Raw genomic sequence first — 12972 nt, forward strand, 5'->3', positions numbered from 1 at the left:
TAATTACTATACCGAACATACGTTCTAATTCTAGACACGGGGGGTTATGATGAACCGAGTCATACATTTTGAAATTCAAGTCCCGGAACCGGAGAAGTCTGCAGCGTTTTTCAAAAACGTTTTCGGTTGGAAAGTGGAAAAATGGAATGCACCGGACGATTAGTGGCTTGTTCAAACTGGAGAAGGACCAGATGGTATCGATGGAGGTTTGATGAAGTCACCAGACGGAGAAAAACGTACCGTCAATGTTATCCATGTAGAATCAGATGAGTATTCATCTAAAATAGAAGCGGAAGACGGGAAAATTGTCGTCCCGAAAATGCCTATCCCTGGGGGGGATATGTCGCCTATGCGCATGATGTAAATGGTTATCTATTCGGGTATATGCATGACGATCCTCATGCGAAATGATGGAAAACTGAGGGGGAGACCAACTTCGTCTCCCTGAATATTTTCTTCAGTATAAGTGCAGCTATGCTCTGCCATCGAGAAGGCTTTGTTGAGCCAATTTTCCGGATACTATTATTCTGGCATCCGTCCTACATATAACGATGATGGCCGGATGATCCTGTTGTTTTCATTTTGTTCAAATACGTTTGCAATCCAACCGACGACGCGACTCATCGTAAAAGTTGATGTGAATAGCTCTGTCGGTAAAGCTAGTGCTTTCAAAATTGCGGCTGCATAAAACTCTACATTCGTATACAGCTTTCTACCTGGTTTGTATTCTTCAAGCAGCTTGATTGCGATACTTTCCACTTGATTTGCCAGGTCAAACCACGGGTCATCGTCCGCAAGCTCTAAAGTGATTGCCTTAAGTGCCCTTGCACGGGGATCCTGGGTCTTATATACACGATGACCGAATCCCATCAATTTTTCACCTTGCTCTAATAATCGTCTCAAATGATTCTCAGTATGATTGACAGTGCTGATATCTTGGAGGAGATCAATCACTCCTGAGGGTGCGCCGCCATGAAGAGGACCTTTCATCGCACCGATTGCACCAGCTATGGATGAAACGAGATCGGATTGAGTTGAAGAGATGACCCTCGCTGCAAATGTCGATGCGTTCATACCATGCTCCATCGTCAGAATGAGGTATGCTGTCAGCGCTTTAACATGGGATTCTTTCGGTTCTTTACCTTCTAACATGTACAGATAGTTCGCCACATGATCAAGCTTCTGATCTGGCTTTACCGGATCAAGTCCTTGTAAGGATCGGTGCCGATACGCGATGATTGTAGGGATAATAGAGGTGATCCGAGTGCCTTGCCTAATGGATGAAGGCCACCGACATTCCGTCGTACCCTTAGAAGATAAAATCGTTCTGATGACACTCATCATATCCACATTTTCTGGCAGGCAGTTCAGGATTGTTTCATCTGTAGAAGTCAATGACCGCTGGGCTTTCATTTTTGTTTTGAAGTCAACGAGCTGTTGGTCCGTGGGGAATTGTTTATTCCATAAGAGATAGGCTGTTTCTTCAAATGATTTTGTTTTAGCGATCTCTTCCGCCCAATGCCCCCGATAAACCAGCAAACCTTTTTCACCATCCACTAAGCTGATTGTTGACTGAGCTGTAACAATACCATCCAAACCTTCTTTGATCATCTAGACCACTCCTTTGGTAAATGTTTCTTGATTCTATTGTAAAATGAGCATACGATTAATACTAATAAACAATTAATCTATAACCGATTAAGAGTCATAATGAATCAGGAGGGAAGGTACGGATGCAAATACGGTGGTTACAGACTTTTGTCATCGCAGCAAAATATGAAAACTATCGGGTCGCTTCTGAGAGACTATTCATTTCACAACCCACGATTACCGTTCATATACACCATCTTGAGGAAGAATTAGGGTGTAAATTATTTAAGAAGAATGGAAGGAACATCTCTTTAACAGAATCTGGGAAGCACTATCTGCCCTTTGCACATGCTATGTTATGTTCATTTAATGATGGATTGGAGTCGCTGTCCCGCTGGCAGCAAGGCTATGAGCGGAAATTGACCCTTGCTGTATCACCCTTGATTGCAGCCTCAATCCTCTCATACGCAGTGAAGGAATTCATGAATGAACATCCACACATAGAGGTCGGGATCCAAGTTGCCGAATCAAATGAAATCAGTTCACTCGTCTATGAGCAGAAGGCGGATATCGGTATCTCGAGAACAAGTGCGATTCACCCGGGATTACATTGTGTCACTTTATATGAGGATCCAGTCATCACAGTTGCAGCACATGACGGAGGGGACAGTGAAACGAGTCCGCCAATTGAATTGCAGGAATTATTGCGTCATGATGTGCTCCTTACCCACAACCATCCTTTGTATTGGGATGATCTGTTATCTAGCGTCAGGGGGCTCGAACCGACTGTCAGAACGATGGTCGTAACGCAGGTGAATGTGGCAAAGCGGTTCATTGAAGAAGGGATCGGTTTCTCGTTTTTGCCCCGATCTTCAGTAAAAAGGGAACTGTTAGAAGGGCGAATCCTGGAAATACATACAGATGCGTTGCAACTTCCGATCGCCCATACCTATCTGATCCAGAAGGACACAAATGAGGAGATCCAACAATTCATTGAATTCATAAACCGCTATCATCTTGGAGCATAAGGAAGGAGCGATTTTATTGTGAACTTTCACACAAGCTCTGTTATAGGACTTTATTGATTTTAAGCGAAATTTGCAACACCCCTGCGGGAAAAGCGTTCCAAGCGAAATCCCACAAGGAAAAACTGAACAATCTGATAGATCGAAATGAAAAATAAAAGTGGTGCAAATTTATTGATCCCGTTCTATAATAGGTTTATATATTTAGAGACTCGAAATACTTTTAGATCGTGTGAGAGGGGAGAGACGACCGTGTGGAGAAACCGTAATTTCATATTGCTCATGTTCGGTTTAGCGGTTTCAAGTACAGGACTTTGGGTTGGAATCATTGGAAACCTGGAGTTCTTACAGAAGAATGTAGAATCATCATTTTTACAAGCACTCATCATTTTATCAGGATTTTTAGTCGGTATATTTCTTGCTCCGATGGCTGGGCGGGTGATCGACCGAAGCATCAAAAGGAACATTTTGATTTACGCTGGAATCGCCAGGTGTATCGCAATTCTATTCATGTACATGGCGATTGCGGAAAACTCGGTATGGTGGATGTTAGCATACACGTTTGTGATCGGGATATCCGGCACGTTTTCCAATCCTGCGATGCAAACCATGATTCCGTTGATTGTTCCGAAAAAGCAACTGCTTGAAGCGAACAGTGTGAACGTCAATATTTTCACGGGAGCAAGGATCGTAGGAACAGCACTTGGTGGTGTGATGCTTGTCGGGATGTCCCTTTTTTCCCTTTATACGGTAACTCTCATTTCCTACGTGCTTCTTCTGATCAGTACCTTTTTCATCAAAGTGGATGAAGAGCCAAAGAAGGTGGACAAAAAAGCGGAAAAGGAAAACTTCCTCACTACGATACGGGAATTATATCCGATTGTCAGGAAACAACCGATGGTGGTGTATGGCATCTTCCTATTAATGCCGGCGTTCTTGTTTTTAGCAGGATTCAACCTGATGGTGATCGAAATCAGTGAACTTCAAGATAACCCGGGTATAAAAGGAATCCTTTACACGACAGAAGGACTTTGCGTGTTCATCGGTACTTTCTTGGCAGGTAAATTTTTCAAAGGTAATCCGAAACTGACGTATATGTTTGCAATCACTTTCATCATTGCTACGGCGCAGACAACATTATTTTTAGCGGATCATCCAATGATGTCCATCTTTTCCTTCGGTCTTTTCGGTCTGGCGGCAGGGACACTTTTTCCAGTAGTGACGACCATTTTCCAAACAGAAGTTCCATCGGATTACCACGGTCGCTTCTTCTCGATCAAAGGAATGGTTGATAATATCATTTTCCAGGCATTGATGCTGTTGACAGGACTGTTCTTAGATACTATCGGATTCAAATATATGGTCATCGGGTTTGGAGCCATTTCTTTCCTGTTCGTGACCATCATAATGGTACGTCATTTGACAACGGCAACCCGAAAGAAAGGGAAATCTGTCGCCTTACCAAGATAAATGTCGAACGATTTCTTCGAAGCAAAAAACCTTTTTTTGCTTTTTTTTTTATGCCCTTAAAATTGTTGATATAAAAGGATTTTCAGTTCACTTGACCTCGAAAAACTGAGCGTTTTATTTGACAAAAGTTACAGAGGATTAAATTTTCTTTAAAAATATCTTGAATGTTTGATTGGATAATTTTATAATGTTTTAAAATAATTCAGAAAGTTTGAAAATTTTCACATTAGACAAAAATTGCGTCGAAGTTACTACTTAAAGGGGGTTTGGCTATTTGGAGGAACTATTACAAGTCTCAAATCTAAAGACCTATTTTTTCGACAAAAGGAAAACGGTAAAAGCAGTAGATGGAATTGATTTCAAGATACATAAAGGTGAAACGCTTGCCCTTGTCGGAGAATCAGGCTGCGGAAAGAGCATGACCTCATTGTCGATTATGCGGCTGGTCCCGGAACCTTATGGAAAAATCGTTGAAGGAGAAGTCGTTTTGGAGGGCAAGAATCTGGTGGATCTCTCCGAAAATGAGATGTGCAAAGTTCGCGGGAACGATATATCGATGATCTTCCAGGAACCAATGACCTCACTCAATCCGGTTTTGACAATAGGGGAACAAATTGTCGAAGTTATTACATACCACAAACGATTACCGCGGAAAAAAGCAGTTCAACAAGCTATCGAACTATTGAAGCTAGTCGGTATTCCACGAGCAGAATCAATCATATCAGACTATCCTCATCGTCTCTCAGGTGGAATGAGACAACGTGTAATGATCGCTATGGCCATGAGCTGCGACCCTAAGCTTCTCATTGCTGATGAACCTACCACAGCACTCGATGTTACCATCCAAGCACAAATCCTTGACATCATGAAAGATTTATCCAAAAAAGTGAATACCTCAATTCTCCTGATTACGCATGATTTGGGTGTCGTATCCGAATTAGCTGAACGAGTCATTGTCATGTATGCCGGACAAATCGTTGAACAAGCAACCGTTGATGACATCTTTGAAGAACCATTACACCCATATACACAGGGGCTGGTAGCCTCGGTACCTGACATCGATGGTGAAATCGGAAGGCTCAATCCAATCAAAGGAAATGTTCCTACTCCTGAAGAGATGCCAAAAGGGTGTCGCTTTGCACCTAGGTGTGAACATGCATTCGACCGTTGCTTTTCAGAACAACCTCAATTACTAGAGAAAAAATATGGGACAAGGGCGGTACGCTGTTTCTTGTACGACGACGAAAAGGGGGCTGGAAATGCAGGGAATGAGCAATACTCTCACCGTTAATCCGAATTCGGACCACACAAATGAAACCATTCTTGAAGTGAATAACTTAAAAATGCATTTTCCAATAAAGGCCGGAATGATGCAAAAGACAGTCGGTCATGTGAAAGCTGTCGATGGAATTTCTTTCAGGCTTAGAAGAGGCGAGACACTGGGAATAGTAGGTGAATCTGGATGTGGAAAGTCTACATTGGGAAGAGCAATCATCCGGCTTTATAAACCTAGCGGCGGAAAGATTCTCTTCAACAATCAAGATATATCGTCCTTATCAGAAGGAGATCTTCGAAAATCCGTCAGAAGGCAAATGCAGATGATCTTCCAGGATCCATTTGCATCATTGAATCCAAGGAAAACGCTTGGAATGAGTATCATGGAACCACTGAAAACTCATAAAACCAGCTCTGCGGCGGAAAGGAAGGAAAAGGTCGATCGGTTATTGGATACCGTGGGATTGAATCCTTCGTTTGCAAATCGATATCCCCATGAATTCTCAGGTGGCCAGCGTCAGCGGATCGGAATCGCAAGAGCTCTTGCACTCAATCCAGACCTGATGATTGCAGATGAACCTGTATCGGCATTGGACGTTTCCATTCAAGCACAAATCATCAACCTGATGGAAGATTTGCAAGATGAATTCAACCTTACATATCTCTTCATCTCTCATGATCTAAGTGTCGTCCGTCATATATCAGACCGTGTGGGTGTGATGTATTTAGGAAACATGATGGAATTAGCGGATAAACATGATTTATACAGAGAGCCATTGCATCCATATACACAGGCGCTGATGTCAGCTGTGCCAGTGCCAAGGAAGAAAGGACAGGTCAAAAGAGAACGAATCATCCTTTCCGGTGACTTGCCGAGTCCATCGAATCCACCGAAGGGCTGCGTATTTCACACACGCTGTCCTGCAGCGATGGATATTTGCAAGCAGGAAGTTCCGAAGTTCCAAGAGGTACACCCGAATCACTATGTTGCTTGTCATCTCTATGAATAGAGGTAAGGCGATTTTACTAAGTGAAGGGGGGAGAGCATAATCTTTAGCGTGTTTTGTAAGTCTGAGTCTTTTAAAAATTAAGGGGGGTTTAGCTAATGAAGGGTAATAAGAAATTCCATCTGCTATTAGTATTGACGTTTGTTTTTTCACTTTTTCTGGCGGCATGTAATGCAAATCCATCGTCTGATCCTAACGAAGAAGGTAATGGAAACGAGAATGAAAATGATACTGAAGAACAGGCGACTGGGGAACCTCAAGAGGGTGGAGACATCGTAGTGGGTTCAATAGGAGCGCCTACTATCTTCAACGATCTATATTCAACAGACACATCCAGTTCAGATATTTCCGGTTGGCTTTATGACGGGCTGGTGACTTTTGATGAAAACTTAGAACCAAAAGGTGTTATCGCAAAAGATTGGGAAACATCTGAGGATGGTACAGAGTGGACAATTACATTGAATGAAGGCATTACGTTCCACGATGGTGAACCACTTACAGCTGATGATGTTGTTTTCACATATAGCATTCCATTAAGTGAAGACTACTCAGGAGCAAGGGCTTCGAATTTCGAGAAAATTGAATCAATCGAAGCAGAGGATGACACGACGGTAAAAATCAAATTAAGTGAACCACATGCTCCGTTCCTGGTGACATTGACTTATGGGATCTTACCAGAGCACATTTTGAAGGATGTTCCAATTGCAGACCTCGCTGAACATGAATTCAATACAAAAAGTCCAGTTGGCTCTGGTCCTTTCAAATTTGTTGAATGGAAAGAAGGGCAATACGTTAAAGTTGAAGCATTCGATGATTATTTCCAAGGGCGTCCATATTTAGATACAATCACATATAAAATCGTTCCAGATGCGAATGCATTGATGGCTCAACTGTCTGCTGGCGATGTTCATGAGGCTCAAGTTCAATCACAAGATTTAGTGACTGCTGAAAAATTGGCGGATGAAGGAAAAATCCAGTTGTCGACAGAACTCTCTTTAGCCTATACCTATGTTGGATGGAACATGGAAAATGAATTGTTTAAGGATGAAAAAGTCCGACAAGCATTGACAATGGCTCTTGATAGAGAATCGATCATTGAAGCCGTTTTAAGTGGCGATGGAGAAATCGCACATGCTCCTTCAAGTCCCCTAAGTTGGGCTTATAATGAGGAAGTCCCTACATTCGATTACAACGTTGAAGAAGCGAAAAAGCTATTGGAAGAAGCTGGTTGGACACCAGGAGATGACGGGATTTTAGAAAAAGATGGGAAGAAATTCTCCTTTGAATTGAAGACGAATCAGGGTAACAAAGCACGTGAACAGATTGCTCAAGTAACGCAAGAACAATTGAAAGAAATCGGTATCGAAGTGAAACCTACCATCATGGAATGGAGTGCCTTCATTGAAGAAGTCACTGAGAAAAAGGATTTCGACGCTGTCATTCTTGGATGGAGCCTATCAACAGATCCAGACCCTACAGCGCTATGGCACTCTAAAGAAATCGAAGCTGGACTCAACTTTGTAGCTTTCTCAGATCCAGATTTGGACAAGTTGATGGAAGAGAATACACAAATTCTTGATCAAGATGAGCGTAAGGAAGTCATTGGTGAAATCCAAGCAGGTATCGCAGAACAACAACCGTATACATTCTTGTATTATCCAAATGATCACTATGCTCTAGCTTCAAATATAAAAGGACATGTACATCACCCATCAAGTGAATACTATATGATCGAAAAATGGTGGATAGAACAATAATGATTTGATTTATTGAAGTGAGGATGGATTGAGCCTCGTAAAGATGTGCTTTATCCTCCTCTTTTTTAAAGAATAGGTTTTTATATACTTTGATTTTTGCGAAATTCACTCCCTTTCCGCGGGCAAACGAAAAGCGGAAGCGACCCGGTCAGGCACGCAGGTCACTGGAAAACTGACAAGGAGGCTCGAACCAAACAAAGACTTGGTTCTGCGTGGGCTAACTCATAAGGATGTCAATCAATGTGTTGCCGCCGCAGGAAGTTTGAAGTGATCCAAGTGACTGGTCGCTGAGCTAGACATCACTTCCCTGTATCAACCCACTTCCGCGAGCCTCCTCACTTGCACAGGATCTCAACACAAAAATGAAATCATTTTCGTGTCTGCGATGAGGATTCTTAGAAGCTTTCCTTATGCTGGCTTCGACGTTCACCATAGGACGTGGTGATATTCAGTCGAAGTTCATTATTATAGTCGAAGATCCTTTATTAGAGTGGGGGTCTCGCCTGGCCTCCCGCAGGAGTGTCGCAAATTTTATTTCAATCAAACTCAGCCCAAAAACAACATCATTATTTATAAAAGCCTAAACAACATAAATAAGGGTTTTAATCGCCGCCTATACATAATGCTGGGCGATACTTTGGCTACAAGATTTAAGACAAAAGGGGGATGTATCTTGCTCTCATATATCATTCGTCGAATATTCATGGCGATTCCATTGTTATTCGGAATATCCATCTTGTCCTTTGCCATCATTCAATTAGCTCCAGGTGATCCTACTTCATTGATGATGGATCCTAATATCAAACCACAAGATAAGCAGGCGTTCATAGAAAAGTATGGTTTGGATGATCCGGTTCATATCCAATATTTGAAGTGGGTAGGAAATATGGTTCAGGGTGATTTTGGTCAATCACTAATACGACGCGGTACAGATGTGTCTTACTTAATTATGGAACGTTTACCTAATACCATTTTCCTGATGCTCGTTTCCACCTTTCTGGCATTATTGATATCCATACCGTTCGGGATATTGTCAGCACGTAAACCTTATTCTTTAACGGATTATTCTGTAACATTTACTTCATTCTTAGGGCTTGCTACGCCTAACTTCTGGCTCGGTCTTGTCTTGATCATGTTCTTTGCTGTGCAATTAGGCTGGTTGCCGACTGGAGGTATTGCGACACTTAATCAACCATTCAGCCTATGGGATAGGATCCTTCATCTAATCATGCCTGCTTTTGTTTTGGCTACAGCGGATATGGCTGCGTTGACCCGTTATACAAGAACAAGCATGCTCGAAGTGTTGAAGCAGGATTATATAAGGACAGCCCGTGCTAAAGGTTTTAAAGAGAAGAAGGTCGTGTATAAACACGGTTTACGTAATGGGTTAATTCCGATCATTACGATCTTTGGTCTATTGCTGCCATCGTTTTTTGCAGGTACCGTCATTGTGGAAAAAATCTTTAACTGGCCTGGAATTGGATTGCTGTTCGTGGATGCTGCCTTTCAGAGGGACTACCCTGTCATAATGGCAATAACCGTCATTGCCGCAACTTTGACGGTCATTGGGAATCTGATCGCTGACATACTCTATGCAGTGTTCGATCCAAGAATCGAGTATTAAAGGGGGATAATCATGTCACAGCCTGAAAAACAACTACGACCAGGGGTACCGGTCCATCCAGAGCCATTACCACCAGATCCACTGCCGAAACCAGAAACATTGACCAGAATTACGGTTGAAAAATTCACTAAAAACAAGCTAGCTGTAATTGGATTGATCACATTGGTTGTAATCATCCTGGCAGCTATTTTCGCTCCTTATTTAACACCCTATGAACCTAGCAAACAAGAATTGCTGAAAAGACTTACACCTCCTAATGGTGAGCATTGGCTTGGTGTAGATACCTTAGGGAGGGATATGTTGACCAGAATGCTTTATGGTGCACGAGTTTCCCTCCTTGTTGGATTTGCTTCTGTAGCTGTTTCTATTGTAATAGGAACCATAATTGGATCCATTGCTGGTTATTATGGTGGATTGGTAGACGCGTTTCTTATGCGTGTTGTTGACGTATTCCTATCTATCCCAAGTCTCTTCTTTTTAATAACAGTCGTTACAATCTTTGAACCGAGTCTTTCAATGTTGATCCTTGCATTTGCATTATTCGGTTGGACGACGACCGCTCGTCTGGTCAGAGGAGAATTTCTGACATTAAGGTCCCGAGAATTTGTCTTGGCTGCAAAGACGATGGGAGTAAGAAGTTCAAAAATCATATTTTCTCATATTCTACCAAATGCAATGGGTCCGGTAATCGTAACAGCCACACTTAATATTGGTATCATAATCCTGGCCGAATCAGCACTCAGTTATTTAGGTTTAGGGGTACAGCCACCTACACCAAGCTGGGGCAACATGCTTCAGGACGCCCAAAACTTAACGATTATGTACACCGCTCCATGGTATCCGATTTTCCCTGGAGTGATGATTTTGATTACGGTACTTGCATTTAACTTTGTCGGTGATGGGTTACGAGATGCATTCGATCCGAAAATGAAATCATAACCAACGAGTTAGAAGGAGGATGGAAGATGGATCAATTAAATGGGATAAACATTGAAGACCTTTTCAACTTGAAATTTGTCAGTGATCCACAATTATCTCCTGATGGAAACCGTCTTGCCTATGTCGTAAAAGAAGTTAATGAGGAAAAGAAGTATCAATCGAACATTCATTTGCTGGATGTCGGTACGAAAAAATCTGTACGTTGGACGAGCGGCATTTCAATGAATACTTCACCAAGATGGTCACCTGATGGATTGTCGTTGCTCTTTTTGTCAAATCGAACAGGAAAAAACCAAATATGGATCATTTCATCTGAAGGAGGGGAGCCAGAGCAACTGACAGATGTGGAGAATGGTGTCTCCAGTCCAGTGTGGCATCCAGAAGGACACTCGATTCTTTTTCATTACACCAGTACGGATAATGAAGAAGAAAAGCCGATTGTAGTAGATAAATTGAAGTATAAAGCGGATGGAAAAGCTGCACTGACCTATCAATCTTACCTTCATATCGGTGAAATTTCCTTAAAGAATCGGGAAGTAAGAAACTTGTCCGAGGGTGATTATGATCATGTGAATGCACGCTATACGAACGATGGTAAGGGAATTGTTTACGCGAGGTTCGATGAAGACGTGCCAGGTGCTTATCGCTGTTCGCATATTTATTATCACGAATTCGGAGGCACACCTGTCAGAATTTCAGAGCTGGATGGGACAATGGTGCATCCGATATGTTCACCGGATGGCAGGTACGTTGCTTATGTCGGGCACGATCAGGTATATGGTGGGGCGACGTACAGTGAGATTTTCCTTTATGACAGGGAAAAATCCACTACCCAATGTTTGACTGAAAAACTTGATATCCAAGTCGGGGACATGATGATCAGTGACCTTCATGCTGTGGAGCCATCACCGCACTTGACCTGGAGCAGTAATAGCGAATCGCTCTACTTTCTTGCGAGTGAATTTGGAAATACAGAGCTGTACTCGATTGATCTATTCGGAAATGTCGATAAGATTGTGGAAGGGGATAGGCACATCTTCCAATATGCATTAGAGGATAGTACGAAGGATGTATATCTCGCTGTCAGTACACCTACGCATCCAGGTGACATCGTACGTCATGATATCAACAGTCTGATGGAAGAACCGATCACCTACCATAACGAATCTTTTTTATATGACATCAAAGTTTCCGTCCCTGAGTCGGTCCAATTTCCAAGCCAGGATGGAACGGTTATCCACGGTTGGCTTCTCAAGCCGAACAATTTTAAAAAAGGTGAGAAATACCCTCTCATTCTTGAAATACATGGCGGCCCGCATATGATGTATGGAAATACTTTTTTCCATGAGTTCCAGGTGTTGACCTCGAAAGGATACGGTGTCTTATACCTGAACCCACGCGGAAGCCATGGTTATGGACAATCCTTTGTTGATGCTTGCAGAGGCGATTATGGCGGGGGAGATTATCAAGATCTCATGGCCGGTGTGGATCATACACTTGAGAGTTATGAATGGATTGAGCAGGAACAGCTATTCGTCACCGGTGGCAGTTACGGTGGGTTCATGACCAACTGGATTGTCGGTAGTACAAATCGTTTCAAGGCTGCTGTCACTCAACGATCCATTTGTAACTGGCATAGCTTTTATGGTGTCAGTGATATCGGCTATTTCTTTACAGAGGGTGAAATTGGTGCCCATATGGAAGAAGATCCTGAAAAGTTGTGGCATCATTCACCTATTCGACTTGTCAAGCAGATTGAGACGCCACTGCTTATCCTCCATGGCGAGAAGGATTATCGATGCCCGATCGAACAAGCAGAGCAGTTATTCGTTGCCTTGAAGCAACAAAATAAAACGACACGTTTTGTTCGTTTCCCTGGTGCGGACCATAATCTTTCACGCTCCGGGGACCCGGTGATGAGAGTGGCGAGACTGGAACAAATCGTTGGCTGGTTCGAGCACTATCGAGTTAAAGAAAAAACAACTGAAATGGCAAAATCAAAATAAAATAATGATGATGAAGTCTGACATTGATCGTAGCTTTAGACTGAGAAGCTGCTCAAATGCCAGACTTTTTTTATTAAATTTATAGTTGAGCAGTGTGCGTTGTAGTTGTAAGTGGGGCAGGCCAATTTTACTAAATTGCTCAAGATTGCATCAAAATTGCTCAAGATCGTATGAAATTTGCTCAAGCTCCCCATAAAATTGCTCGTTCACTACTAAAAAGAGGGATTCAGGAATTAGAAACAGAACTAATGAGGTGAAAGGCGAAGAAAAATGACATCA

At 42.4% G+C, this 12972-nt stretch carries 11 protein-coding genes; 10 read left to right on the forward strand and 1 reads right to left on the reverse strand.

What is annotated here, in order from left to right:
* Positions 1-49 precede the first annotated feature (49 nt).
* Both KOL94_RS25735 and KOL94_RS25085 read left to right on the forward strand, forming a co-directional pair.
* Positions 50-163, forward strand: coding sequence for a VOC family protein (locus KOL94_RS25735; RefSeq protein WP_369010058.1), 114 nt, complete (start codon positions 50-52; stop codon positions 161-163).
* Between the two features lie 48 nt (positions 164-211).
* The gene (locus tag KOL94_RS25085) at positions 212-364 is read left to right on the forward strand and encodes a hypothetical protein (protein WP_260412172.1); all 153 of its coding nucleotides are present in this window, start codon (positions 212-214) and stop codon (positions 362-364) included.
* A gap of 158 nt (positions 365-522) precedes the next feature.
* Here KOL94_RS25085 and KOL94_RS01930 read toward each other — a convergent pair whose 3' ends face one another.
* Complete coding sequence (locus KOL94_RS01930) at positions 523-1611, reverse strand: citrate synthase/methylcitrate synthase (RefSeq protein ID WP_221563586.1); 1089 nt, start codon at positions 1609-1611, stop codon at positions 523-525.
* Positions 1612-1733: 122 nt separating this feature from the next.
* On the opposite strand from KOL94_RS01930, the gene KOL94_RS01935 reads away from it, so the two are divergent.
* The 8 genes from KOL94_RS01935 (at position 1734) to KOL94_RS01970 (ending at position 12693) form a co-directional block, all read left to right on the forward strand.
* Positions 1734-2618: a LysR family transcriptional regulator gene (locus tag KOL94_RS01935; protein WP_221563588.1), complete on the forward strand. Its 885-nt coding sequence runs from the start codon at positions 1734-1736 to the stop codon at positions 2616-2618.
* Positions 2619-2867: 249 nt separating this feature from the next.
* The gene (locus KOL94_RS01940; RefSeq protein WP_221563590.1) at positions 2868-4085 is read left to right on the forward strand and encodes an MFS transporter; all 1218 of its coding nucleotides are present in this window, start codon (positions 2868-2870) and stop codon (positions 4083-4085) included.
* A gap of 274 nt (positions 4086-4359) precedes the next feature.
* On the forward strand, positions 4360-5376 hold the full coding sequence (locus KOL94_RS01945) for an ABC transporter ATP-binding protein (RefSeq protein WP_221563591.1): 1017 nt from the start codon (positions 4360-4362) through the stop codon (positions 5374-5376).
* Entirely contained in the window at positions 5354-6370 is a 1017-nt protein-coding gene (locus KOL94_RS01950) for an ABC transporter ATP-binding protein (protein WP_221567557.1), read from the forward strand. The genes KOL94_RS01945 and KOL94_RS01950 overlap by 23 nt, the downstream gene beginning before the upstream one ends.
* Before the next feature lie 95 nt (positions 6371-6465).
* Positions 6466-8124, forward strand: coding sequence for a peptide-binding protein (locus tag KOL94_RS01955; protein WP_221563592.1), 1659 nt, complete (start codon positions 6466-6468; stop codon positions 8122-8124).
* 673 nt (positions 8125-8797) lie between these two features.
* Positions 8798-9748 (forward strand): ABC transporter permease, encoded by a 951-nt coding sequence (locus KOL94_RS01960; protein WP_221563593.1) that lies wholly within the window; start codon positions 8798-8800, stop codon positions 9746-9748.
* A 12-nt stretch (positions 9749-9760) separates the two neighbouring features.
* On the forward strand, positions 9761-10687 hold the full coding sequence (opp4C, locus tag KOL94_RS01965) for an oligopeptide ABC transporter permease (RefSeq protein WP_221563594.1): 927 nt from the start codon (positions 9761-9763) through the stop codon (positions 10685-10687).
* A gap of 26 nt (positions 10688-10713) precedes the next feature.
* Positions 10714-12693 carry a S9 family peptidase gene (locus KOL94_RS01970; protein WP_221563595.1) on the forward strand — a complete coding sequence of 660 codons (1980 nt, stop codon included), beginning with the start codon at positions 10714-10716 and terminating at the stop codon, positions 12691-12693.
* Positions 12694-12972 lie beyond the last annotated feature (279 nt).

Origin of the sequence: Alkalihalobacillus sp. TS-13, assembly GCF_019720915.1 — a bacterium.
Taxonomy (GTDB): domain Bacteria; phylum Bacillota; class Bacilli; order Bacillales; family Fictibacillaceae; genus Pseudalkalibacillus.